Here is a 25,741-nt window from a genome sequence, read left to right as displayed (position 1 = left end):
GCCGCGGCGCCCCGCCCGCAGCCCTGTGCGCTACAGAATCCGGGCGTTCATCTCCTGCGGGCTCAGCCCATGCCGCAGCACCTTGGCCAGTTCCGCGAGGCGTGGACCGACCTCGGCGCGCAGGCGCCCCACGGTCAGCGTGACGGAAGCCGAGCCGCAATTCACCGCATAGGGCACGGACCCATTAGGGGCCAGGACAGGGGCTGCGGCGGTGTTGTAGCCCCTGTGCAGCACGCCGCTATTGATAATGAAGCCGCTCGCGCGGTACTCGGCCAATGCCTTTGCGAAACCTGCTTTTGCATTCCCCCAGCGGAGCCCGTCCGTCTCCTCAAGCTCCGCGGTGATCCGCGCCCGATCGTCATCTGGAATGCCGGCAAGCCATGCCCAGCCCAGCGCCGAGGTGGAGAGCGGCACGCGTGACCCGACGCGCAGGTTCATCAGAAGGCGGTTGTCGCTCTCGCAGCGCTGCAGCATCACCATGTAGATGCCATCGCGCGCGGCCAGGCCTCCGGCTCCCTCAAACGTGTCGGCCAGTTCCTGCAGATGGGGCCGCGCGAGTTCCGCAATGCCGAGGCCGGCGATGGCACTGTGCCCGAGGCGGAGCGCCGCAAGGCCCGGGCGCAGCTTGTCGCCGGAGACCGTTACCAGAACCCCAAGCTCCAGCATTGTGTGGCAGAGACGCCAGACCGTCGGCTGCGGTAGCTTCGTGAGTCGTGCCAGGTCGGAACCGCTCAACTCCGGCTGTTCCGGGGAGAAGCACTGCAGCACCCTGAGACCGCGAGCGAGAGCAGTGACGAACTGGCGGTCCTTTTCCTCATCCGACGACGGTGGTGCTGCGACTTTGCTAAGGGACAAGTGAACGAAGCTCCGAAAATAGGGGGAATGCGGCGTGGGAGGTTTACGCTGCATCCGGGCTCAGGATAGCATGGTCGGAATTCGAGTAAATAATTCGCATCGAGAGTAGCGCCGTCCCGAAAGCCTCGCGGGCGCTGCTCCGGTGGGAAGGCCCGCGGGAGTAGAGACACCAGGATGCGTCAGTGCCCCATGCTGTTCGAGCCGATGACCTTGCGTGGCCTGACGCTGCGGAACCGGATCGTCCTATCCCCGATGCTGACCTATGCCGCCGAGCGCGGGCATGTGACTGACTGGCACCTGATGCACCTGGGCAAGTTCGCCGCGGGCGGGACCGGACTGGTCTTCATGGAATCCACGAAGGTCGATCCACGCGGCTGCACCACTCCTCGCGACCCCGGCATCTGGAAGGACGACTTCATCCCGGGCTTGCAGCGCATCACGAGCTTCGTGAAAAGTTACGGCGCCGCGATAGGTCTTCAGCTTGGCCATTCGGGCCGCAAGGCGCGCAACTCCTTGCCATGGGAGGGCCGGGCACCGTTGGCCAGCCACCCCGGTGTCGATCATGGGGAGGAGTGGGAATTGGTGGCCCCCAGCGCCGTCGCCCCGAGCCCTGCGGCTGCCGTGCCTCGTGCCCTCACCATCCCGGAGATCCAGGACATGGTCGCCGCCTGGGGCGCTGCAGCCGGGCGTGCCCACCGCGCCGGCTTTGATGTGCTCGAAGTGCATGGCGCGCATGGCTATCTGCTGCACCAGTTCCTCTCCAGCTCAGCCAACCGGCGCAATGACGCCTATGGCGGCCCGCTCGAAAACCGCATGCGCTTTGTGGTCGAGGTGGTCGAAGAGGTGCGGCGCCACTGGCCCGCTGAGAAGCCGCTATTCTTCCGCGTATCCGCGGTGGATGAGGATGGGGGCACGATCGAGGAGACGATCGCGCTCGCGCGCGTCTTGAAGACGAAGGGCGTGGATATCGTCGATTGCAGCACGGGCGGAATGACGCCACGCTCCATCGTCGATCCGGCGGATCGTCCCGCCTATGGCTATCAGGTGCCGCATGCCGAACGCATCCGCGCGGCGGCTGAAATCGCCACCATGGCGGTCGGGCTGATCGTGCATGCCGACCAGGCGGAAGCCATTCTGCGGGAGGGGAGGGCCGACCTCGTCGCCCTGGGCCGCGAGATGCTGCACAACCCGAACTGGTCGCTGGATGCCGCGCTGAAACTCGGCGCCGAGGAGCCCTTCACAGCCGTGCCCCCCGCCTATGGCTATTGGCTCGAGAAGCGTGACCGCACCGGCTTTGGTGGCCGTCCGTCAACCTGGCAGGCCGGGATCGAGCCGGCCGGCGCCGCCTGAGTCGAAGAAGGACGCGCCGATGACCATTCTTTCGCCCCCTGAGATCGAGGTTGCCCATCATGGGGCCGACATTGTGGGCGAATGCCCCATGTGGCACCCGACCGAGAAACGCCTCTACTGGGTCGATACGCGTCGCCCTGCGCTGCAACGCCTGGAGGCGGATGGCACGGTGCGCCACTGGGACATGCCGAACAACATCGGGTCTTTCGTGTTCCGCCGGGGTGGCGGTGTCGTGGCCGGCCTGAAGCAGGGCTTCTCCGCCGTCGACCTTGAGACCGGCACAGTGACCCCGATCCTGGATCCGGACCCCGGCCGGCCGGAGAACCGCCTCAACGACGGCCGTTGCGACCGGCACGGGCGGTACTGGTGCGGCTCGCGCGACCCGGGGGATGTCAATCCAGGTGGTTCTCTCTTCAGGCTTGATCCGGACTTCTCCTGCGAGCGCATGGACACGGGATTCATCGTCTCGAATGGTATGGCCTTCAGTCCGGACGACCGCACGCTGGTCTTCGGCGATAGCCGGGGCGAAACCATGTGGCGCTACGATCTCGATCTGGAGAGCGGGCGGATCAGCAACAAGCGCGTCTTTCTCTCCACCGTCGGCCTGCCTTGGCGCATCGATGGCGCGACCTTCGACTCAGAAGGTTATTACTGGTGTGCGCTGATCGGAGACTGGTCAATCGGGCGCTTCGACCCAGAGGGGCGGCTGGACCGCATCGTACGGTTGCCCGTGTCGCATCCCACCATGTGCAATTTCGGCGGGCCGGATCTGGACGTGCTCTATGTCACCTCGGGCACGGTCTTCGTGAGCGAGGCCGAGCGGGCACGGCAGCCGCTCGCCGGGGCGCTTTTCGCGGTGCGCGGGCTCGGCGTGCGCGGCCTGCCGGAGCCTATATTCGGCGGCTAGCCGTAACCCGCCTCGGGAGACTGCCTTGAACGGAGAGGCGACGCTAAAGGGGCCGCTCGAAGGCCTTCGGGTTCTTGACCTGTCACGCCTGGTCTGCGGCAACATGCTGACAATGCTGCTCGGGGATTTCGGCGCCGATGTGGTGAAGGTGGAGCAGCCTGGCGCCGGTGATCCGCTACGCGCATGGACCGCCGCTGGTGTCAGCGCCCACTGGAAGGTCTATGGCCGGAACAAGCGCAGCATCGCTCTTGATCTACGCCCGGCGGAAGGGCGTGCCGTGCTGGAGCGGCTGATCGCAGCAGCGGATGTGCTGGTCGAGGGATACCGGCCCGGCACGCTGGAGCGCTGGGGATTGGCGCCGGAGATCCTTCTTGCACGGCATCCGCGCCTCGTGATCCTCCGAATTTCGGGTTTCGGCCAATCAGGCGCCTACCGCATGCGTGCGGGCTATGGCTCGCTCGTCGAAGGCATGTCGGGCTTCGCGTCGCGCAATGGCTTTCCTGACCGCCCACCACTCCTGCCGAGTTTTCCGATGGCCGATATGGTTGCCGGCATGCTGGGGGCCTTCTCAGTGGTGACGGCCGTGCGCTCATCTGAGGCGAGCGGCCACGGGCAGGTGATCGATCTTTCGCTGTTGGAGCCGATGGTGGCGATGTTCGGTGCCGACGCGCTGCTGCATGGGCTAACCGGTCAGGTGCGGGGCCGCGCTGGCAGCCGCGGAGGATCAGCCGCGCCACGCAACACCTACAAGACGGGCGATGGCGGCTGGCTGACGATCTCGGCGCCGATGCAATCCATGGCCGAAAAGCTGTTCGATGCCATCGGCCGGCCCGAGATGAAGTCCGACCCGCGCTTCGTCACCAACGCCGCACGGCTGGAGAATGTGGAGGCGCTGGATGCCGAGATCACGGCTTGGCTTGCAACGCGCAGCGTGGCCTATGCCTGGGCGACCCTGGATGCCGCTGGTGTGACCGCCGCACCGATCTACGATGCTGGGCAATTGGCAAGCGATCCGCATATCCTTTCGCGCGGCGTCTTCGCGACCATGCCGGATCCCGAATGCGGAGATCTGGTGATGCCGGCGGTGACGCCGCGGCTGATGGGCACAGCAGGATCGTTGCGCCTTCCCGCGCCCGCGATCGGTCAGCACGGCAGGACAATCCTGGCGGAAGCTGGCTACGATGCCTCGGCGATCGAGGCGCTCCTGGAAGCGAAGATCGTGGAAACGGGCCAGCCGGCACAACCCGCTTAGGGCTTGCGCCGGACACGACCTGCGCGATAGCGTTGTACAAATAAATATAAAATTCGCATTGCGAATGCGCGGTCTCCGGTCGCGCTGCATGCGCGGAGGAACGTATGAGAAGAACGATCTGTGCCGTTCGTCGGGCATTCTTTGGCGCTGCATTGCTGAGCGCTTCCGTCGCCACGAACGCTACGGCACAGCAGACGCCCTTCTATCCTGATCGTCCCGTGCAGGTGATCGTCTCCTGGCAGGCCGGCGGTGTCGTCGATACGATCGGCCGCGCTCTGTCGCAGGCCATGTCCGACATGGCGGAGGGCCGTTTCCTGGTGATGAACCGTGATGGCGGCGCGGGCATCGTCGGCGCGCAGGCTGTCGCGAGTGCCAAGCCTGATGGCTACACCGTCGGCTTTGGCCCCATTACTCCGATCACCACCGCCGCCCATACGGTCCGTGGTGTCCCGTTCAACGTCGATTCCTTCGAATATATCTGCAAGGTCTTCGAGAACGTGCTGGCGGTGAGCGTGGCGGAGCAATCGCCCTTCCGCAGTCTGCCCGAGCTCATCGCGGCAATTCGTGCCCGCCCTGATACGATGACCTACGGCCATTTCGGAACGAACAGCCTCGGCCATCTCTCCTTCGCCAACATCGTTAAGGGCCTGTCGCTGCGTGTGACGGACGTGCCCTTTCGTGGCGAGGTCCCGATCTATCCCGAGATGATCAGCGGCCGGCTTGATTTCGGCCTGGGTACCGTCGGCGGCGCTCGCGGCAAGCCAGTGCGGCTTCTGGCCGTCTTCGGTGACAACCGCAGCGCCGCGGCGCCCGATGTGCCAAGCACGCGCGAACTGGGAGTGCCGACCTTGCAGCCCGTGCTGGCCGGCATCACCGTGCCGCGCGGAACGCCCGAAGCCATCATGGACCGGCTCGAAGTGCTTTGCCGCCAGGCGACCGAAGCTGCATCCTTCCGTGAAGTAATGGGACGTCTAGGCGAACCCATTCTCTATGCCGGCCGGAAGTCCTTCACTGAGCAGGCCCAGCGCGACAATGCCGACAAGGTCCAGGTGGTGCGTGAGCTTGGATTGATCCCGGGCTAGGCTCGGGGCGGCGGGATGACGGGTGTCGCCATCATCAGTTATGCCACCTCTGCGGAGATAGAGCGAAAGAGCCGAGTGATCGCTGTTCCGCCTCTTGACCTCACCACGCATCTGCATGCCGCACCATCGCCGGCACTGTTGACCGTATCGCTCAACTCTGAATAATGGCTACAAGTAGATAAGCTACTCGCGAAGCGAGGGATGAGCTCCGCAGGAGGCCTGCCTTTTTCTTCGCGACTGCGTCGGAAGGCAAGGTCGGAGAGGGGCAAGCAGCCGACGAGGACCGCCTTCGCCGAGCAAGGCCGGTAGGACCGGCGTCGAAATCCGTGCGCACCAATGCGCGAAGCGGCTTGGGGAGGCTAAACCAATGGCAAGGTCAATCACCCGTTCTCTCGGCGCGTTCGTCAGTGGCCTGCGCTTCGATGCCATCCCACCTGCGGCCAGGGATGTCGCGCGCACCGGCTTCGTGGATTGCGTGGGCGTCATGATCGCCGGCAAGGACGAACCCGTCGTGCAGATCCTGCGCGACACGCTCGGTGTCGCCGGCCCGAAGGGCGAGGCCGCTCTGACCTTCGGGAGCCAACGTGCCCCGGCACCCGATGCCGCTTGGATCAACGGCACCGCTGCCCATGCGCTTGACTATGACGATGTCGCGCTGCGCGGCCATCCCAGCACCGTGCTGGTGCCGGCCATCCTTGCGGAGGGCGAGGCCCTGGGCGCGACGGGGGCAGAGATGGTGGCCGCCTATGTCACTGGCTACGAAGTCTGGGCCGAGCTGATCCGCCATGACGAGGACTATCACCACGAAAAGGGCTGGCACCCGACAGGCGTGTTCGGCGCGGTCGGCGCCGCCGCCGCCTGCGCCTATTTGCGCGGGCTGGACGCGGATCGCGCCGCGCAGGCCATTGCTCTCGGCGCCTCGCAAAGCGCCGGCCTCGGCGCCAACTTCGGCACCATGACGAAGCCGTTCCACGCAGGGCGCTCTGCCCATGCCGGATTGATAGCGGCGCGGCTGGCAGGCGCGGGAATGACGGCTTCACTGGATGCGATCGAGCATCCGAGGGGCTTCCTTTTCGCCATCTCGCCGCAGGGCCGCACAGTTGGGCTCGATGCGCCCAGCGACGGTTTCGGGCGCGACTGGCGGATCCTCGAGAGCCGCCTGAGCATCAAGAAGTTCCCGATCTGCTACTGCGGCCACCGCGCCACCGATGCCATGCTGGGGCTCATCGCCCGGCGGCCGGTGAAGGCCAATGAGGTCGAGAAGATTGAGGTGCTGCTTAGCCGGGTGCATGCCGGCACGCTCCGCAACGCACTGCCACAGACCGGACTTGAGGCGAAGTTCAGCGCCCAGTTCGACATGGCCTGCGCCCTGATCGCCGGCAAGGTTGGCCTCATGGAGCTGACAGACGCCTTCGTCCAGCGCCCCGACGTGCAGGCGTTGATGAAGCGTGTTTCGGTGACCATCAATAGCGAGATTGATCCCGATCTACCGGGCTACGCACCAGCCGATACTGTCACGGTCACGCTGCGCAACGGCGAGCGGATTGAGGAGACGGTTCGCCGCGCCCGTGGACATGCGGAGGTTCCCCTCACGGAGGCGGAACTGCGGGCGAAGTTCATGGATTGCCTGCAGGCGGCCGGGGAAGGCGCTCGCGCGGACGCGCTATTCGAGCGGTTGAACAACATCGCGACTCTCGGAGCCGCGATCGAACTCAGCGAGGCGGCCTGAGGTTACCGGCGGCCGCCGGCGAAGTGGCCGCCACGTGAGGCGCGGGGATGGTCTCGCGGGATCATCCCTGCCGGTGCAGCCGGCCGGATCGCAGGCGCCCAATATTGACGCGGCGGCAAGCCGCCGCGCCGTGTTAATCTGGCACCTCAGGGCATGACGGGTGGAACGTAGTCCAGAGTCCGGCCCAGGAACCACAGCATGAACAGCACCAGCGGCGTGTGGACCAGCAACTGCAGAAAGCTGAAGCCCACGATGTCTCGCGCCTTGAGCGACAGAACGCCCAGCAGGGGCAGCATCCAGAAGGGGTTGATCAGGTTCGGCAGGGCTTCGGCCGCATTGTAGACCTGCACGGCCCAGCCGAGATGCACCTTCAGTTCATTGGCTGCCTGCATGACGTAAGGCGCTTCGATGATCCACTTGCCGCCACCTGAGGGAATGAAGAAGCCGAGGACGGCAGAGTAGATGCCCATCACCACCGGAAAGCTCTCGGCCGTGTTGGCGCTGACAAAGAGATGCGCGATCCGATCCGACAGGCTGATGTCGCCCCAGCCTTTGGCGTTGGTCATAATCGCAGCGATTGAGCCGTAAAGCGGGAACTGGATCAGCACGCCGGTCGTCGCCGGAACGGAGCGGGCCACGGCATCGAGGAAGGAGCGCGGCCGCCAGTGCAGCAGCAGCCCGAGCATGAGGAAGAGTAGGTTGTAGGTGTTCAGGCCGGAGATGGCGACCACCGCACCGACCCGGGTGAATTCCTGCAGCATCCAGCCGATCGTGAGCACGACCAGGATCACCGTAAGGAAGGGGCTGTACTCCAGCCACTCGCCAGGGCGCTCGCGCGGCGGGATATTGCCGACGGTCACCTGCGGGTCGATCCCCATCTTCTCCGCGGTCACCGCCAGATCGCCCTTCGGGGCAGACATCCAGCTTACCGCGACGGAGACGACGAGCAGCACCAGCGCCATCACGATGGACTGCCAGAGGAAGATGGTCTCGCTAAAGGGCAGAACCCCCGTGATGCGCAGCAGCGCGGGCGGCAGGCTGGCCGCATTGGCCTGGAGCTGCGCGGCGGAAGACGAGAGGCCGAGGGCCCAGGTGGCGCCAAGGCCGAGGTAGCCGGCCGCGCCGGCTGCACGGTAGTCCATCTTCAGCTCAATACGCGTCGCCATGGCACGAGCGAGAAGGCCGCTGAACACGAGGCTGAGGCCCCAGTTCAGGAAGGAGGCCGACATGCTGACGAAAGCGATGAAAGCGACAGCGCCTGGGCCGGTGGAGGGCACCATGGCCAGCCGCCGTATCAGCCGCGCCGCGGGCGGCGATGTGGCGACGACGTAGCCGGTGATGGCGACAAAGGCCATCTGCATGCTGAAGACGATCAGGCTCCAGAAGCCGTCACCGAAGGCCTTGGTCACGGCCGCTGGGGAGGAGCCGTTCAGAATCGCCGCGGTAGCCACCACCACCACGCCGATGGCGGCAAAGACAAAGGTGTCGGGGAACCAGGTCTCGGCCCAGGCGGTAAATCGCAGAGCCAGGCGCGCCATGGCGCTCTGGCGCTCCCTGGCCTCCGGTGCCAGGGAATGATCAGGGGACATGCTTGAACTCCTCAACTCGTTCTGCGGGCCGTGTGCGACGTTCGTCTTGTTGCATCAGCGGCGGTCGCGCTGACGTTAGCCGGGTAGGGCAGGGTGTTCCGGCTGGGAAGACGGCCCGCTCGAGCGCATCAGGCGTCGAGCACCAGGTCCGTGAGGGGAACGGCGCGGCAGGTGAGGCAGGTGTCGGGATCCTCGGCTGCAAGCGGGACGAGGTGGCGGATCGTTCCCTCGATCCGCGGAACCGCGCAGCTCTCGCACTGCCCGACGCGGCACCCGCTGGGCAGGCCAAGGCCGTGCGCCTCCGCGAGGTCGAGCAGGGCGCCATGGGCCGGAGTCCAGCGCAGAGTGCGGCCCGATCGGGCAAACCGCACCTCGCGCGGCGTGTCCGGGACCGCCGCGTCGTTGGCGGGAGCAGACTGGAACAGCTCCTGGAAGATTTCGAAGCGAGGCACCCCGAGCGCCGCGAGCCCGGCCGAGAGACTGCTCAGCAGGCCAGGCGGGCCGCAGAGATAGAAACGGGCGCGTGCGGCGATCAGGTCCGGCGCAATGTCCGTCGCGCTGATGCGGCCAGTGCGGTGGAAATCACGGTCCGATGCGCGGGGGCGACTGTAATGGTCGATCACCTCCAGCCCTGGCAGCAGGTCCGCCAGGGCCTTCAGCCGGTCGCGGAAGGTGTGGCTGGCGCCGTCCCGGTTGCCATAATGCAGCACCACGTGCGGCGGGGCAGGGAGCCCGGCCAAGGACTCAAGGTAGCCGATGAAGGGCGTGATCCCAATGCCGGCGGCGACGAGCACGATCGGAAAAGGGGCCTGGACCGGGATCACAAAGCGCCCCTTCGGCGCCGTGCTTTCGATCATGGCGCCCGGCAGGAGGCGCGTGACGCGTCCTGATCCACCGCCGCCCGCGCGCTTCACCGTAATGCGGTAATCCGTCCCCGGCGCATCGGAAAGGGAGTAGGAGCGGATGAGCGGGCCCCCATCCGCGCCGAGGCGCAGCGTCAAGTGCTGGCCGGGGCGGAAGGACGGCAGCGCCGACCCGTCCGGCGCGGCCAGGCGAAGGGAGACGACATGCTCCGCTTCTCGTTCCGCCGCAACCACGCGCAGGGGGCGGAAGCCGGTCCAGGCCTGGGCCATATCCGCGATCGCCCGGACATCGCAGGGGAAGCCGCGATGGTTGACAGAGCCGCTGATGGGATCGGCGCACGCCGCATCGATAAGGGCGTTGTAGTTGCTGCCGGCCTCGGCCGGCAGGCCGAGATCAGGGCAGGCTTCCCACCAGCCGTAATCGGCGACGATCACATCCGGATGGACGGCATCGCTCAGCCGCGCGCGGAAGCGAGCCCGGCCGGCGTGGGTTTCCACCAGCATCCAGGCACCCTCGACTATGCCGCGTGCACCGGCCAATTCCGGATGGATCTCCGCCGCCGGCTCGGGCGCGCGGCGGCGGAGCGAGGCGATGCCACGATGCTGGCTGTGGCAGTAATAGCCGCTCTTCGCCGTAGTAAGGGTGAGGGGGAAAGCGGCGCCCGGATCATCCGCCTGCATGAAGCCCGGCAGGGGCGATTGCCCATGGCGTAGCAGGCGTTCGGAATAGAGCTCCACTCGTCCGCTCGGCGTTGCGAAGGCGGGCTGGCCCTGGGCAAGCCGCTCGGCATAGCGCCGCTCCATCTGCTCCAGCGGACGGCGTATCCCGGCCGGGCTGGCGCGCAGATCGGCCACAGTGATGCCGGTGGGCGCGAGGATATGGTTCCATCCCGCCTCGATGCTTCCACCGAAGAAAGCCTCCCCCAAGCCAAGCCGCGTGGCGAGGTCGAAGACGATTTCCAGGTCGGAGCGGGAGTCGCCGAAGGGTTCCACCATGCGCGGCCGGAGCTGGATCAACTCCTCCGCCGCCGCGTCAATCTCGAAGCCGATGCGGAGACCCTCGCGTTCCCAGGGGCTGTTCACGGGCAGGAGAATGTCGGCGAAGCGGGCCGTGGGATTCTCGAACAGGTCGCAATGGACATGGAAGTCCAGCGCGCGCAGCGCCGCCTCGGAGCCTTCGGGATCGGCCTGGGAGACGACCAAGTTAGCGCCGAAGGACATGAGGCCGCGCAGGCGGTAGGGTTCGCCTATGAGGATGGCGGTCCGAAGGTCCTCGGCCGTGATCCAGCCCCGTGCGGGAGGGCCGAGCGGGCGCTGGGCGAGGCCCAGGGCCTTCCCGGCCTGGCCCGGGGGCAGCAGGCCGTGATCGTTCACCACATTCACCGGCTGGCGCGCGTAGTGCCGGTTGCCTCCGACCCGGTCCAGGCTGCCCGTCAGAGCGTAGAGGATGGCGACGGCGCGGTCTGTCTGGGTGGCATTGTTGCTCTGGCCCACCCCGGTCCAGCAATAGTAGCTGACGCGGCGGGCACGGCCGATGGCGGCAGCCGCATCGCGGATGGCCGCCTCCGGGATAGTGGTGACGGCCGCCGTGCGGGCCGGCGTCCATTCGGCGCAGACTTCGGCGAGGCGCTCGAGGGCCGGGCGGCAGGGAAGGGCGTCCTGCTGGCCAGCCAGGATGAAGCGCCCGCGCAGGACGAAACGGTCTGATCCCTGTTCCGACGCTCGTCGGGCGGCGTCATAGGCGCGGGGTTGCCCGTCCGCGCCATCCATGATGACGGGAGCCTCCGCCGGGCCCGGAAGGCCGATCTCGCCCGCGCGCAGCAGCAGGCCGGTGTCGTCGCGCACCAGGAAGGGGGCGTCGGTCCATTCGCGGAGGAAGGTGTCGTCGTAGGTGCCCCCTTCGATCATCAGATGGATGAGGCCGAGAGCGAGCGCCGCATCCGTGCCCGGGCGCACGCGCAGCCAGTGGTCGGCCCCCGCCGCATGGGCGTTGCGCCGGGGATCGATGACGATCAGGGAGGCGCCGCGCGCCCGCCCCTCCGCAATCTCCCCGGCCTCCGCCAACCAGGCATTGGCGGGATTGTGGCCCCAGAGGAGGATGAGGTCCGCCTTCGCGTAATCCGGCGTGCCGATACCTTCGCCGAGGGTGAAGGCGTGAGCATGGTCCTTGTGCCAGTTGCAGATCTCGGTGGCATAGACCGTGTTCGGGCTGCCGAAGACTCGGATGAAGCGCTCCACCCAATCAATCGCATCCGACATCGGCGTGCCGGAGGGGGAGGTGACGGCGAAGGCGACCGCCTCTGCGCCGCTCTCCGTGCGGATGGCACCGAGGCGCGCGGCGATCTCCGCCAGCGCCTCGTCCCAAGTGATGGGCTGCCAGCCCGGATCATCCGCCGATTTGGGACGGGTTCGGCGGAGCGGCGTGGCGAGGCGGCGGGACGCATGGGCGATCTCGGGGGCCGCGCGACCCTTGGCGCAGACGGCGCGCCCCGTGGGATGCGAGGGATCGGCCTCCACCTTCACGAGCCGACCGTTCTCGACCGTGTTCCATGTTCCGCAGCGCGAGCGGCAGAGGGTGCAGAAGCCTGGGATCCGGCTCAGTCTCTTGCCTCCGTGCTGCAATGCGATGGGCAGGTAGGTGGGATAGTCCGCACCCCGGAATCTGTCCACCGCCGCGACGTTTCGGGCAGAAGGGGTCAATACCCGGTCGTTTCAGGTACGCTCGTAGTCGATATTCAGCGCCGCAGCTGAGTTGAGGCCGGTTGTACAGTCAGCCCATCCTTTTCTGGACGCGATCTCCGGCGTGTTGCCGGGCATCCCCGCCTCCTGATGCGGAACGGCTAGCCCACGGCGCCCCATCTTTCAGTCGCGCCTGAAGCGGCGATAGGCTCCGCGCCTCCTTTCGAGAGGTCTGGACGAAATGACATTGGCGATGACCTGGGATGAATGGGCTAAGCACGACGCCCTGGCGCTCGCTGATCGCGTTCGCGCAGGTGAGGTCACCCCGGCTGAGCTCTCCGCCCAGGCAGCAGCCGGCATCGCCCTGACCAACCCGGCCCTCTCCGCCGTCGTCGAGGTCTTCGCCGATGCCGTCGCAGATCCGCTGGCGAACGGCACCAATCCTGCGGGACTCTTCGCGGGCGTTCCTTATCTGATGAAGGATCTCGGCCCCACGCTGAAGGGCAGGCTGCAGGAGATGGGCTCCCTCCTCATGCGTGGGAACCGCGCTGCGGCGGACAGCTTCCTCGCCGGCCGCATTCGCCAGGCTGGTCTCAACATCATCGGCCGCACCACCACGCCCGAATTCGGCTGCTGCTCATCCGCTGAAAACCCGGCCGTTTACGTCACCCGCAACCCGTGGAACCGCGACTACACCACCAATGGCTCCTCCGCCGGCACCGCCGCGATGGTGGCCGCCGGTGTTCTCCCCATCTCGCACGCGACCGATGGCGGCGGCTCCATCCGCATCCCGGCAGGCGCCTGCGGCAACATTGGCCTCAAGCCGTCGCGTGGCGTCTTCTCCATCGCCCCCGCCGCCTCGGATCTCACCAGCCTCGTCTCGATCCAGGGCTGCCACAGCCGCAGCGTCCGCGACACCGCCGCCTTCATTGACGCCTGCCGTGGTGGCGCGGCTGGCGAGTTCATGCCCTACTGGATGCCCCCGGAGCCCTATACTGACCTCATCCGGCATGACCCGCGCCGGCTGCGCATCGCCTTGTCCCACGAATGGGGCGACTACCGAGCCACGCCGCACTTCGTGGCCGAGCTGGAGCGCGTTGGACGCCTGCTCGGATCCCTTGGACACGAGGTGGAATGGGCGCTTCCCCAGGTGGATTTCCGCGCCGCCTTTGCCGCCCAGACCACCTGCTACATCAGCAATTTCGCCCAGACGGTGAACAACCTCATTGCCTCTCTTGGCCTCGACTGCCCGCCGGCCGACCGCGTGGAGCCGATCAACATCCGCATCTGGGAAGCCGGCCTGAACACCAGCTACACCGAGCGCGCGGGGATGCAGGCGGTGTTCAATACGACCTCCCGCGCCTTCGGCGCCTTCTTCGAGGACTGGGATATCATCCTTACCCCCATCACCGCCCTGCCCACCCCGTCGATTGGCACCACGGAATACCTGACAATCAGCGACAATCCGGACGTCCATGACTGGTTCGCCAATCTCTGGCGCAACTTCGCCTACACGCCGCTGGCTAACCTGTGCGGAATCCCCGCTATTTCCCTGCCACTGTGCTGGCAGGAAAGCGGGCTGCCTCTAGGCATTCAGGCGCAGGCGCGGCAGGCGAATGATGGGCTGCTGCTGCAACTTGCGGCCCAGCTTGAGCGGGCGATTGGGGGACAATGGAACGACGGCCGCCGGCCGGGCCTGCATGTGACGGCGGCTTGAGACGCTCCCGCGGCGGGGCGCCCGGAGGATCTGCTTCTTGGGCCGGTGCCCCAGTCTTGCCAACGAGAAGCAGCGGATAATGCAGCGGCACCAGCAGCACGTTCTTGCGCGCTCATGGAGGGGGGTGGCGAGCAACCACCGCCGCATCACAACCAGCCACTTCCGAATCCGCCTGGCCGCGGAACAGGACTCTGCCGCCGCTCCCGCTTATCGCCCTGCTGGCGCTTTGGTGGAAGCTGCCGGTGCAGGTGCAGGTCCGGCGCCCTTGGTCTCGGTGGGATTTGTCTGCAGCCGGGAAGCGCTACAATAGGGCGGCGTGGACAACGCACTCGTCCTCACTGCCCTGATCGGCTGCGTCTCGATCCTCTACGCCAGCGTCGGGCAGGCGGGCGGGACGGCCTTCCTTGCGATCATGGCCTTCGCGCTCTTCCCGGCGGCCGAGATGCGCGCCACCGCCCTCCTGCTGAACATCGTCGCCGCGGGCTACGCCACCTGGCGCCCGCAGCGGGAACGCTCGCGGAGACACCGCAGCAGCGCGTTGAAGGCTGGTGTAGGCCGCACAAGCTGAAGGTCGAGTGCGTCAGCGCAGCGAGGGTGGCACGGCGCCTCCGTGGCCCGACATGTCCATATGCATCTGCATCCCGGTCGCGGCTGGAGCTGCCGTGTCTCTCCCGACGGCGAAGGTGGGCAGGATCTGGGGCATTCCAACTACCAACGCACCGTAAACGATGAGCGCGGCGGCCACCGCCTGAGCCGCCCGCCGGCCCCAGGGTTGCGTCTTCTCGGCGAACACCAGGGCGGTGACGGCCGCCATGGCGGCAATGTTCATCAAGCCGAGTGGGAACAGGATTGCGAAAAGGAGCCAGCAGCAGCCAAGGCAGTAGGCTCCATGCAGCAGGCCCATCCGCAGTGCGCCCAAGATTCCTTCACGCCAGGACGTCATGATGATGCCAACCGGCGTGCGGCACTTTGACAGGCACAGGTCCTTCAGAGGCGAGAGTTGGTAAACGCCCGCCGCGACGAGGACGGCCCCGCCGATCCGGGCACTTATCTCCGGAGTGAGCGCAACACTGGCGGCCGCGGCCTCGGCTGCCAGTGCCGCCGCGTAGGCGGCGATGCCCGCCAGCGCCCAGACCAGCATGTAGCCCGCCACGAACACCCAGGTCGGGACGAAGGCGCCGCCCCGCCCGCGGCGGCCCGCCTGCAGGCGATGGAAGACGAGGATCATGGGAGCGGCGGTCGGGAACATCATGGCGACCATCATGGTTACCCAGATCGCCAGGAACAGCGGCGCGTGCAGACCCATCGTGGGCGACGCCATCGCCATGTCCATCTCAGAATGGCGCCAGCCAAGCAGGAGCGCCCAGGCAACCGCCGCCAAGGCCAGGAGCAGGCCCAGTATGGTGTTACGCTGGACCGTGAGAACGCGCGCTTGGTCGCGGTCCATGGTGGCCTCCCGCGCCAGGCGCTCTCCGAGGCTGCTAGTTCGACCAGGCGATGGGGGCGTAGTACCCGTTCTTCCCGGAGTTGTCCCAGCGCATGCCGTGGTCGGTGAAGGTGCTGTCCTTGCCGCCCACGGCGAGGGCCAACTTGTCCGGCGCGATGGGGTGCCCTGCCGAGGTCCAGATTTCCCCGCCCGGGTGCATCGTCGGCAGCGGGTCGACCGACATCCGCATGACGTCGGGTATTTCCGCCGAACGGGTCTTGCCCTGGATGGAGTAGGTGATCGGCACCTTCCGAACGCCGAGATGGGTGCCAACCAGCGGCGTGAAGGCCGCCATGGGGCCGCCCTCCGCACCGCCGAAGATGGCCTCGAGGGCCGCGGATTGCCGGTCGTCGGCGCGTTCGTCGATATAGGCCGCGAGGGTCCAGTTGCCGTCCGCCATGGGGCCCGGCACATGGCCGACCACCGCGACGTTGAGGCCATCGAGCAGCACTCCATCGTAGCTTCCACGGTCGATGTGGAAAGCGATCGCCACATCGCATACGCCCTGGCTGGGCCGCGCCGTCAGCGGTGGATTGGGCGAGACGAGGCAGGGGCAGACCACGTCGCAGCTGCAGGTTTCGAAGTAGTCGCCTGTGAGCTTCCAACTCTTCTGCGTAGCCATCCTGGGTTCTCCCGTGCGGGTTGGCTCCCGGTCCACCGAGAGGCTGCGACTTCCGCCGTGATCTCGCAACCACATTCCTCGTCTCGGCTGCCGGGCATTGCTTGCCCGATCGGCTCAGCTGGCCCGGCCAAGCCACCAAAGCACCAGGAGTCTGGCATATGTGATGACGGTAAGGTGGTCGAAAGCGAGGCCCTGCTCTGCACGCCATCGCCGCCAGCGAGGCCGAGCATCAGTCCGACGCACAGCGGTCCCGGGAATCCTCCCACATAGCCCGCAAGTGAGCCCCTCTGCGTTCCCGTTGCGATGGCGGTGGCATCCGGCGGGGAGTAGAATGGCCAGGTTCCGGACCGGGCTCACATCTGAGGAGACGGCAACCATGTCGGACGTCATCCTGGCCGTGCTCGAGCGGCCTGAGGCGGCAGCCCACCTGTTGCGCGCGGCAGAGCGCCTCGCCGTGCTCACCCGTGCCACTCGCGTCAATGTACTCGCCGTCCGCACGCCGCCCGGCTACGCCGCGCTGACGTCCGAGGCGGCTGTGGGCGAGTTGCTGGCCGACCTCATTGCACTCGAGGATGAGAGGATCGCCGCGCTGGAGGCTGCCTTCCGTCGATGGGAAGCCGGGCTCACGGAAGCACCTCTTCGAGCCCGCTGGTCTTCGGTCGAGGGGCTTGCCGATCCCATCGTGAACGAAGGCTGCCGCGCCGACTTCATCGTAGTCGCGCGACCGGAAAGCGATGATGACGAACCGACGAGGCGGGCATTCCACGCGGCCCTGTTCAGAACCGAACGGCCTGTCCTCGTGGTCCCGCCCGGCTGGGCGGCGGCGTTCGGCCGTCGCGTTGCCATTGCCTGGAAGGACGACAACCGGGCAGCCAAGGCGGTGCTTCCCGCCCTGCGTTGCATGGGCAGTGCCGAGCAGGTGCATGTGCTTCTGGGGGCGCGCCAAGCTGCAGTGGAGGCCACCCTTCCCCCAATCCTTTCCGAGCACGGAGTCCAGGCGGAGCTGCACATGCTGCCCATCTTTCCCGGAACTTTCGGCCAAGCACTTCTCGATAAGGCGCACGAGCTTGGCGCCGATCTGCTGGTCATGGGCGCCTATGCGCACAGCCAGCTGCTTGAGGCCCTCCTTGGCGGCGTGACGCGGCATATGCTGGCCCAAAGCGACCTGCCCGTGCTCATGCGTCACTGAAGACCAGGGCAGCAGCCACGCGCTACGGCAGGCTCGGCTGCCTTACGCCTCCGGGCAGCAGGGCGTCACTCACACCCCGCCGGATCGGTGCGGACGGCCTCGCCGAAGCCCAGAGAAGGAGCAAGAAGGAATTCCCCCTCCCCGGATCTTCCTCATGTTTAGCTCCTCGGCTGCCGCAGAATGCGCGCCCGACTGCGCGCCGAGGGCCCATGGCCTCCGCGTAGAGGCGCCAACGCACGCCGCGAGGAAACCGAGGTCGTAGGCCTCTTCGATCGGGGTATCTGCGGCAGCCTGATCGCAGGGTATGCGAGGCAGAGCCTCCCGAATACCGCCAGCGACGAAAGGGCCGCGTCCATGCGCGTCGACATCAGAGGTGGGCGGAATAGGCTCCGCCTCCTTCACGAAACCCGCCGTAAGTGCCGCACCGGACGTCCCGGCGTGACCGCCTGCGCCCCCGCCGCAATGCTCTCCGCATCGATCCCGCTCAGTCGGTAGAGATCGGCGATCGTCCCGGTCTGGCCGAAATGCTCCACGCCCAGTGCCCGTGTCCGGTGCCCCTCCACCGCTCCGAGCCAGGCGAGAGTTGCCGGATGGCCGTCCACCACGGTCACCAGACCGCAATGTCGAGGCAGCGGCGCGAGAAGGCGCTCGGCATGGCTGCGGACGCCGTAATCCCCAGCCTCCCGCCGCCGCTGCGCCGCTGTCCAGCCCGCGTGAAGACGACCGGCGGAAGTCACCGCCAGCAAGCCTACGTCGCGCCGGTCCTCGGCCAGCATCCAGGTCGCCGCGATTGCCTCGGGTGCGACGGCCCCGCTGTATGCTACAGCTATCTCGGCATTGGGCCCCGGGCGGCGCAGCCAGTAGCCACCGGCGAGGATGTCCGCCTCCAACTGCGCGTCCATGCGCCGCTGCGGCTGCTCGATGCTGCGGGTTGAGAGGCGCAGATAGGCGGCGCCCCCTGCTGCGTCGCGCAGCAGGTCCTCCGGCGCCGGCGCGCCGTGGCGCTGCAGGTGGTCAAAGGCGAAGCGCAGCATCACGGCCAGCTCGTCCACAAAGGCAGGCTCGAAGCTCGCCAGCCCGTCCTGCGACAGGCCGATCAGCGGCGTCTTGATCGATTGGTGTGCGCCGCCCTCCGGTGCCAGCGTCACGCCAGAGGGCGTCGCCACGGCAATGAAGCGGGCATCCTGGTAGCAGGCGTGGTTGAGGGCATCGAGACCGCGCTCGATGAAGGGATCATAGAGCGTGCCCACCGGCAGCAGCCGCGCGCCGTTGATCGAATGCGACAGGCCAAGGGCGGAGAGCATCAGGAAGAGGTTCATCTCCGCGATGCCCAGTTCCATGTGCTGTCCGCCCGGCGATGCCTGCCAGTTGAAGGTGGAGGGGATGCGCTCTCGCCGGAAGATGTCGGCCATCTCCTCCCGCGCATAGAGGCCACGGCGGTTCACCCATGTACCAAGATTGGTTGAGACGGTCACGTCGGGCGAGGTGGTGACAACGCGCCGCGCCAGCTCCGTCTCGCCCTTGGCGATCTCGTGCATCAGCAGGCCGAAACCCTGCTGGGTGGACATGGCGGGTTGGGCCGGCACAGCCAGGGACTTGGGCACCGGAATGGCGGGAACCTCATGTCGCCTCTTCGCGGGTTGCGCGAACGGAACGGCCGCGAGGAAGTCGCGCAGTTGCTCCTCGGGTAGCTCGAGACCCTCGAAGAGATCCCATTCATGCCCCTCCCGCACCTGCATGGCGCCGCGGAAGCTCTCGAACTGCGCGGGCGTCAGCAACCCGGCGTGGTTGTCCTTGTGCCCGGCGAGCGGCAGGCCGGCGCCCTTGATGGTGTATGCAATGAAGCAGGTGGGCCGGTCGTGGCGCCGCGCGGCCTCGAAGGCCTCCAGCAGGGTCGGCAGGTCATGGCCGCCGAGATTACCCATCAGCGCCGTGATCTCCTCATCGGTGCGGCGGGAAAGCAGGGCGGAGACTTCGCCCTGGTCGCCCAACTCGTCCGTCAGGCGCCGGCGCCACGCCGTGCCACCCTGGAAGGTGAGAGCCGAGTAGAGTTGGTTAGGGCAGGCCTCGATCCACTCGCGTAAGCGCTCGCCGCCCGGCTCGGCGAAGGCCGCACGCTGCAGTGTGCCGTGACGGAGCAGCACGACGTCCCAGCCGAAGTTGCGGAAGGTCGCCTCCAGCCGTGACCAGAGCCCTTCCCGCACCACTGCGTCCAGGCTCTGGCGGTTGTAGTCCACCACCCACCAGGTGTTCCGCAGGCCGTGCTTCCAGCCCTCGGCCAACGCCTCGAAGATGTTGCCCTCGTCCATTTCTGCGTCGCCAAGAAGGGCGATCATCAGGCCTTCGGGCCCTGAGCCCCAGCCTCTGGCCCGGACATAATCCTGCACGAGAGAGGAGAAGAGCGTCTGCGCCACGCCCAGGCCAACGGAGCCGGTGGAGAAATCCACGTCGTCCGTATCCTTGGTTCGCGAGGGATAGGATTGAGCCCCGCCGAGGCCGCGGAAGTTCTCCAGCTTCTCCCGCGTCTGACGTCCCAACAGGTACTGGATGGCGTGGAAGACGGGCGAGGCATGGGGCTTCACCGCCACCCGGTCCTCTGGCCGAAGCACCGCGAAGTAGAGCGCGGTCATGATCGTCGCCATGGAGGCGGAGGAGGCTTGGTGCCCCCCCACCTTCAGCCCGTCCAGGTTGGGGCGGAGGTGGTTGGCGTTGTGAATGGTCCAGGTGGCCAGCCAAAGGATCTTCCGCTCCAGTTCGGACAGGGCGCGAATCCGGTCGACGGCCATGGTGCTTTCCTCCGCTTCTTTCACGAGGAGCGTAGAATGGTCGCCTGGGCATTTTCCGCCGATCTTCACCCTCCGTGGCTCGATCTGTGGCAAGATCCACCCCTTGAGGTGCCAGACAGGGCGGAAAATGGCTGAAAGAGCGCTTGACGCGACAGACTGCCGGATCATCGCGGCACTCCAGGTGGAGGGCCGGCTCACCATTCAGGAACTGGCAGAGCGCTGCGGCCTCTCTCCTTCGCCCTGCCTGCGCCGCGTGCGGGCGCTAGAGGCGGCGGGGATCATCAAGGGCTACGCAGCGGTGATCGACCAAGCGCGGGTGGGCCTACCTGTCAGCGTCTTCGCCTCGGTGAAGCTGGAGCGTCAGCGCGAGGAGGCGCTGGACCGTTTCGAGGCTCACATCGCGCGATGGCCGGAGGTGGTCGACTGCTACCTGATGACCGGTCAGCGGGACTACCTGCTGCGCATCGTCGTGCGCGACATCGAGGCCTATGAGCGCTTCCTGAAGGACAAGCTCACCCGGCTGGACGGCGTCGCCTCCATCGAATCGAGCTTCGCACTGGGTCAGATCAAGCGCTCAGCTGCGCTTCCGATCGCCTAATCAGCCCCGCGCTAAGGGACACTCTTCCGCCGCACCGTCGGCTCCTGGAGCAACTCCTCATAGCCTGCCAGCGGTGGCTCGCAGCCGCCGCCGATCTTCGCCGGAGCCGTGCCGCATGTTCTATTCTCCCGTCGCACCGGGCTGACCGCCGCAGAGGCGCTCACCTCGAAGCGGGCCGCAGCCTCACATGCCAACGCGCCCACCTCAGAAGCCCGGACCAAACGCCGCAGGTGCTGTGACAAGGGTGTCGTCGTTACAGCCCCGCTGCCCCACCAGCAGCGCCGAATCAGATCATCTAACTCCGTGCGAGGTCGAATGCCCTATGATTTCGTCGCGCCCTGAGTTGCGACAGCAGCAACACTTCGGACATTGGACCTCCGCCGGTCCAGCAGCGCCATGCCCACCGTCAGCACCATGAAGAAGGCCGCAGCGCCGAAGACCCAGCGTGGCGCTCCGTAATCCAGGATCCAGCCATAGAGGAGCGGGCCCAGGGCACCTCCGATGTTGAAGCCGGTGGACACAATGCCGAAAACGCGTCCCGAGGCACCCGGCGGCGCGGCGGCCTGCACCATCATGTCGCGCGACGGTGCGATGACGCCGGACAGAAAGCCGGCGGCGCCCATGGCCAGCACCAGCGGCACGGGAGCGAGATCAGCCACGGCGATCATCAATGCCAGCAGGGCGGTAAGCGCGAAGGCGAGGGCTGCGACGTCACCATGGCGCCGTGTCCGGTCTGCCACCAGGCCGCCGGCCAGCACCCCGAGGGCGCTGAGCAGCAGGAAGGCTGTCAGAGCGGCATTGGCCAGCGTGAGCGTTGCGCCGTAGCCGCTGACCAGCGCTGCGACGGAAAAGTTCTGGATCGCCCCATTGGAGAAGCTGAGAAGCACGAAGAACACGGTGAGTGACAGAATCGCGGGGGTAAAGACCGAGGTGGCCCCCTGCGTCCCATCCGCCCTTTGCTCCCGGCTAGGGGCCGAAGCAGCGGCCGGCGGCTCAGGGGGACGCATCAGCAGCAGAAGGATGGCCAGCAGGATCCCGGCCAGCCCCACAGCGCCGAGCGCCAAGCCGGGCCCCGCCAGGGCCGCGAGGCCGAGAATTGTGACGGGTGCGATGGCCGTGCCGAGATAGCCCGCGAAGGTATGTAAGGAGAAGGCCCGTCCCATCCGCGCCTTGGCGATGCCGCCGGAGAGGAGGGCGTAGTTCGCGGGGTGGTAGACGCTGTTTGCGAGACCCGCCAGCGCCGCGGCGACGAGGAGCCAGGCATAGGTCCCGATCAGGCCCAACGACAGAAGCGCCATGCCGCCGAGGCCCAGGCCGGCTATGAGGACGCGGCGAGGCCCGACCCGGTCGGCCAGGAAGCCCACCGGGGTCTGGGCGAAGGCCGAGATGACGTTAAACACCGTCAGCGCCAAGCCGAGTTCGACGAATCCGACCCCCAGGCTGTCCCGCAGGAACGGGAAGAGCGGCGGTAGGGCCAGGATGTGGACGTGGCTGACAAGATGGGCCGCAGACACCAACAGTAAAAGGCGGATCTCCGAAGGCGCCCAGCTCCTGGTCCCGCCCGGGGTTAGCGACCCCCCCGCCGACGCCGCCAGGGGCGAGTGCGATGACAATGGCTGTTTCCTCATTCAGTTCACCAACCGCATTCTTGCTTGAAGCTGAGCTTAGCCTGAGCTGGCCCCGATGCATGCCTGGTTAGCCGATGCAGCCGGGCCGAGCGACCGCTGAAGGGCTGGATGGATCATGCCGCGCTGATGGGCGGCAAGGCTGGGCGCGGCGGCATCTTGAAAGGAGCCAGCGTCTGGTCCGCTCGATGCAGGACCGCATCAACTCTGGCGGGCATTGACCGCGCGGGGCCGCGGACGCAGCTTCCGGCCACCCCCAGCGCCAGCTTCATCGAGGGAAAGACGGTAAATGTCGCGCCAAGCCATCCTGAACGAGATCCAGACCTACGCCGACGAACTCATCGCCATCCGCCGCGACATCCATATGCACCCCGAAACGCGCATGGAAGAGGTTCGGACCGCCGCGCTGGTGGCGGAAAAGCTGCGGGGCTGGGGGCTCGAGGTGACGGAGAAGGTCGGCGTCACTGGCGTGGTCGGCACCTTGCAAGGCAGCCGCCCCGGCCAGCGCGCAATCGGGCTGCGCGCCGACATGGATGCGCTGTTCATCGAGGAGCAGAACAGCTTCGCGCACCGGTCCACAGTACCAGGGAAGATGCATGCCTGCGGCCATGATGGGCATACGGCGATGCTGCTGGGCGCGGCGAAGTACCTGTCACGGCACCGTGATTTCGCGGGCACCGTGCAGTTCATCTTCCAGCCGGCCGAGGAGGCCGCCACCGGCGCCAAGGCGATGATCCGGGACGGGCTGTTCGAACGCTTCCCCGTCGATGCCGTATATGGGATGCACAACTCCCCGGGCATCCCGGTGGGCCAGTTTGCGACGCGCCCGGGGCCAATCCTGGCGGGGGCGGATTTCTGGGGCGTGACCTTCCGCGGCACCGGCGGGCATGGCGGCGCAGCGCCGCATCTGGCGACCGACGTGACCGTGGCGCTGGGCCACTTCCTTCTGGCGGTACACACCATCCTGCCGCGCAACCTGCACCCGACCGAGAGCGCGGCCGTAAGCGTCGGGCATGTCTCCGGCGGCGCCTTCAACTCCCCCAATGTCATGCCGGCCGAGATGGTGGTGCGCGGAACCGCGCGCTACTTCCGCCCCGAGGCGCAGGCGGTCATCCGCCGCCGCCTGGCGGAGCTGGCGGAAAGCCTGGCCGCGGCGAATGGCTGCACGGCCGAGTCCCTCTACGAGCCGCTTTGCCCGCCGACGGTGAACACGGCGGAGAAGGTGCCCGTGGCAAGCGCCGCTGCCGCCGCCTTGGTCGGCGAGGTGAATGTGGGAGACATCCCCTTGAGCACGGGGGGCGAGGACTTTGCCTTCATGCTCCAGGAGAAGCCGGGTGTCTTCATGCGCATCGGCAATGGCGTGAACGCCGATGGAAGCTTCCACAACGTCCACACGCCCCTTTACGACTTCAACGACGATGCCCTTGCACTGGGATCTGCCTACTGGGCGAGCCTGGTGCAGCAAGAACTGGGACTGGAGGATCGCTGATGTCTGCCTTCATCCTCGGCCGCCGTCGCCTGATCGGCGGTATCGGCGCGGCGGCGCTCCTGCCGCCCCTGGCTACCACCTCCGCCCGCGCGCAGGCGGCGAGGGTGCTCAACATGGCGGTCAGTGCGCCGCCGGCCAGCATCGATCCCCACTACTATACGCTGACGCCGAGCATCATGCTCTCGGCCCATATGTTCGAGCCGCTGACGATCCGGGACGAGGATGCGCGGCTGAAACCCGGGCTGGCCGAATCCTGGCGCCTGGTGGACGACACCACCTGGGAATTCTCGATCCGGAGCGGTGTCCGCTTCCACGATGGTTCAGAGCTGACGGCAGCGGACGTCGCCTACTCCATCGCCCGCGTGCCCACGGTGCAGAGCCCGAGCAGCTTCGCCGTCTACACCCGCGCCATCACGGGAACGGAGGTGGTGGGCACGCACACAATCCGCTTCAAGACCGCCAGCCCCTATCCGTTGTTGCCGACCGATCTCGCTTCAATCTTCATCGTTCCTCGCCGGATCGGCGACAATGTTCCGTCGAGCGACTTCAACAACGGCCGTGCCACGATCGGGACCGGCCCGTTCAAATTCGTCTCCTACAGCCCGAACGACCGGGTGGAGATGGAGCGCTTCGACGACTACTGGGGGACGAAGCCGGAATGGCAGCGGGTGAACTACCGCGTCATCACCAACACCGGCTCGCGCGTCGCGGCTCTGCTGTCGGGTGATGTCGAGTTGATCGACAACGTGCCGACCGGCGACATTGCACGGCTGCGGCGCGACAACCGGCTGACCCTTATCGAGGGCACCAGCTTGCGCCTGATCTTCCTCGGCCTGGATGTCGAACGCGACAAGCCGTTGCCGGATGTGACCGGGCCGAACGGTGAGGAGCTGGACAGGAACCCGTTCAAGGACCTCCGCGTCCGCCGCGCGCTTTCCGAAGCGATCAGCCGCGACGCCATCGTGAGCCGCATCATGGAAGGTGCCGCCGTTGCTGCCGGGCAGTTCATGCCGCCCGGCACCTACGGCCATGCGCCTGACATCAAGGTGCCACCCTTCGATGCGGCGGGCGCGAAGAAGCTGCTGGCGGAGGCCGGCTATCCCGCTGGCTTCTCCGTCGTGCTGCGAGGGCCGAACGACCGGTACATCAACGACGCGCAGGTACTGCAGGCGGTGGCGCAAATGTGGACGCGCATAGGGGTCAAGACGCAGGTGGACGCGCAGCCGTTGTCGACGCTGATTGGTCGGCTCAGCCGGTTCGAAGCGTCCTGCTACCTCTTGGGCTGGAGCAACAGCACCGGCGAACCCTCGACCTCGCTGCGCGCCGTCCTGGGGTCGCGCGGTAAGGCCGGCGGGCTCGGCCTTTCCAATTACGGTCGCTACAGCAATGACCGGCTCGACGCGATGACGGCCGATGGGCTGAGCACACTGGACGATGCCGAACGTGAACGGAAGCTGCAGGCGGCGATGAAGCTCGCGATGGACGACGTGGCCGTCATCCCGCTGCACACGCAGAAGAGTGTCTGGGGAATGCGGCGAGGCTATCGCTATGTGGCGCGGGTGGACGAGAACACCTTGGCCACCAGCCTGGCGCGCGCCTGACGGGAGCGGACCGGATTCCGTCATGAGGAGGGAACTAGGCCTGCCGTGCTCGCCGGTGACGGCCGGGCCGGCTGTGCCCGAGGTATTTCCCGTAATGCAGGTCTGCACGGGGGAGGGGAGCTAACTGGGTTCCGGGATGGATCTGCATCTCTCGGCCAGGATGGCGGACGTCACAGGACCTCGAAGGGCACCGCCTGGCTTTGCTATCGAATGTTGGCCCAGGCGTGCTGACGAATTTTGGCCCACCTGCCGTCCCCCAACCTACGGTCTTCCGTTTTTACCGGGGGGCTTGGCATGGACAGGAAAGCCAAGGTGGATTTGT

At 66.9% G+C, this 25,741-nt stretch carries 18 protein-coding genes; 11 read left to right on the top strand and 7 right to left on the bottom strand.

What is annotated here, in order from left to right; genetic code table 11:
* Positions 1-30 precede the first annotated feature (30 nt).
* The gene (locus GSE44_RS22395) at positions 31-909 is read right to left on the bottom strand and encodes an IclR family transcriptional regulator (RefSeq protein ID WP_268893689.1); all 879 of its coding nucleotides are present in this window, start codon (positions 907-909) and stop codon (positions 31-33) included.
* Between the two features lie 135 nt (positions 910-1,044).
* Here GSE44_RS22395 and GSE44_RS22390 point away from each other — a divergent pair, with 135 nt between their 5' ends.
* The 5 genes from GSE44_RS22390 (at position 1,045) to GSE44_RS22370 (ending at position 7,175) form a co-directional block, all read left to right on the top strand.
* Positions 1,045-2,205, top strand: coding sequence for an oxidoreductase (locus GSE44_RS22390; protein ID WP_201306192.1), 1,161 nt, complete (start codon positions 1,045-1,047; stop codon positions 2,203-2,205).
* A 19-nt stretch (positions 2,206-2,224) separates the two neighbouring features.
* Positions 2,225-3,112, top strand: a complete 888-nt coding sequence (locus tag GSE44_RS22385; protein WP_159351061.1) for an SMP-30/gluconolactonase/LRE family protein — start codon at positions 2,225-2,227, stop codon at positions 3,110-3,112.
* A 25-nt stretch (positions 3,113-3,137) separates the two neighbouring features.
* Positions 3,138-4,364 (top strand): CaiB/BaiF CoA transferase family protein, encoded by a 1,227-nt coding sequence (locus GSE44_RS22380; RefSeq protein WP_159351060.1) that lies wholly within the window; start codon positions 3,138-3,140, stop codon positions 4,362-4,364.
* 152 nt (positions 4,365-4,516) lie between these two features.
* Positions 4,517-5,446 carry a tripartite tricarboxylate transporter substrate binding protein gene (locus GSE44_RS22375; RefSeq protein ID WP_159351059.1) on the top strand — a complete coding sequence of 310 codons (930 nt, stop codon included), beginning with the start codon at positions 4,517-4,519 and terminating at the stop codon, positions 5,444-5,446.
* A gap of 367 nt (positions 5,447-5,813) precedes the next feature.
* Complete coding sequence (locus tag GSE44_RS22370) at positions 5,814-7,175, top strand: MmgE/PrpD family protein (protein WP_159351058.1); 1,362 nt, start codon at positions 5,814-5,816, stop codon at positions 7,173-7,175.
* Between the two features lie 146 nt (positions 7,176-7,321).
* On the opposite strand, the gene GSE44_RS22365 is transcribed toward GSE44_RS22370, so the two are convergent.
* The gene (locus tag GSE44_RS22365; RefSeq protein WP_159351057.1) at positions 7,322-8,764 is read right to left on the bottom strand and encodes a short-chain fatty acid transporter; all 1,443 of its coding nucleotides are present in this window, start codon (positions 8,762-8,764) and stop codon (positions 7,322-7,324) included.
* A 128-nt stretch (positions 8,765-8,892) separates the two neighbouring features.
* Complete coding sequence (locus GSE44_RS22360) at positions 8,893-12,297, bottom strand: molybdopterin-dependent oxidoreductase (protein ID WP_201306191.1); 3,405 nt, start codon at positions 12,295-12,297, stop codon at positions 8,893-8,895.
* A gap of 262 nt (positions 12,298-12,559) precedes the next feature.
* Between GSE44_RS22360 and GSE44_RS22355 the strand changes: the two genes are divergently transcribed.
* Together GSE44_RS22355 and GSE44_RS22350 are read left to right on the top strand one after the other, a co-directional pair.
* Positions 12,560-14,023, top strand: coding sequence for an amidase (locus GSE44_RS22355; RefSeq protein ID WP_235925066.1), 1,464 nt, complete (start codon positions 12,560-12,562; stop codon positions 14,021-14,023).
* Between the two features lie 316 nt (positions 14,024-14,339).
* Positions 14,340-14,591, top strand: a complete 252-nt coding sequence (locus GSE44_RS22350) for a hypothetical protein (protein ID WP_201306190.1) — start codon at positions 14,340-14,342, stop codon at positions 14,589-14,591.
* 12 nt (positions 14,592-14,603) lie between these two features.
* Here GSE44_RS22350 and GSE44_RS22345 read toward each other — a convergent pair whose 3' ends face one another.
* Entirely contained in the window at positions 14,604-15,470 is an 867-nt protein-coding gene (locus GSE44_RS22345; RefSeq protein ID WP_159351055.1) for a DUF2182 domain-containing protein, read from the bottom strand.
* A 34-nt stretch (positions 15,471-15,504) separates the two neighbouring features.
* Positions 15,505-16,131 carry a DUF1326 domain-containing protein gene (locus GSE44_RS22340; protein ID WP_159351054.1) on the bottom strand — a complete coding sequence of 209 codons (627 nt, stop codon included), beginning with the start codon at positions 16,129-16,131 and terminating at the stop codon, positions 15,505-15,507.
* A gap of 376 nt (positions 16,132-16,507) precedes the next feature.
* Here GSE44_RS22340 and GSE44_RS22335 point away from each other — a divergent pair, with 376 nt between their 5' ends.
* Positions 16,508-17,320 carry a universal stress protein gene (locus GSE44_RS22335; protein ID WP_159351053.1) on the top strand — a complete coding sequence of 271 codons (813 nt, stop codon included), beginning with the start codon at positions 16,508-16,510 and terminating at the stop codon, positions 17,318-17,320.
* 398 nt (positions 17,321-17,718) lie between these two features.
* Here the strand turns inward: GSE44_RS22335 and GSE44_RS22330 are convergent, their stop codons facing one another.
* On the bottom strand, positions 17,719-20,106 hold the full coding sequence (locus GSE44_RS22330) for a transketolase (protein ID WP_159351052.1): 2,388 nt from the start codon (positions 20,104-20,106) through the stop codon (positions 17,719-17,721).
* Between the two features lie 127 nt (positions 20,107-20,233).
* Here GSE44_RS22330 and GSE44_RS22325 point away from each other — a divergent pair, with 127 nt between their 5' ends.
* Positions 20,234-20,704: an Lrp/AsnC family transcriptional regulator gene (locus GSE44_RS22325; protein ID WP_159351051.1), complete on the top strand. Its 471-nt coding sequence runs from the start codon at positions 20,234-20,236 to the stop codon at positions 20,702-20,704.
* A gap of 320 nt (positions 20,705-21,024) precedes the next feature.
* On the opposite strand, the gene GSE44_RS22320 is transcribed toward GSE44_RS22325, so the two are convergent.
* Positions 21,025-22,218, bottom strand: a complete 1,194-nt coding sequence (locus GSE44_RS22320) for an MFS transporter (protein ID WP_201306189.1) — start codon at positions 22,216-22,218, stop codon at positions 21,025-21,027.
* 400 nt (positions 22,219-22,618) lie between these two features.
* Here GSE44_RS22320 and GSE44_RS22315 point away from each other — a divergent pair, with 400 nt between their 5' ends.
* Positions 22,619-23,818 (top strand): amidohydrolase, encoded by a 1,200-nt coding sequence (locus GSE44_RS22315; RefSeq protein ID WP_159351049.1) that lies wholly within the window; start codon positions 22,619-22,621, stop codon positions 23,816-23,818.
* A complete protein-coding gene (locus GSE44_RS22310; RefSeq protein WP_159351048.1) occupies positions 23,818-25,419 on the top strand; it encodes an ABC transporter substrate-binding protein in 1,602 nt (533 codons plus the stop codon). The genes GSE44_RS22315 and GSE44_RS22310 overlap by 1 nt, the downstream gene beginning before the upstream one ends.
* The last annotated feature ends 322 nt before the right edge of the window (positions 25,420-25,741 follow it).

The sequence above is a fragment of the Muricoccus harenae genome (assembly GCF_009848505.1).
Classification (GTDB): domain Bacteria; phylum Pseudomonadota; class Alphaproteobacteria; order Acetobacterales; family Acetobacteraceae; genus Roseomonas; species Roseomonas harenae.
The sequence above is the reverse complement of the archived record's forward strand: the minus strand, read 5'-3'. Positions and strand labels throughout refer to the sequence as shown.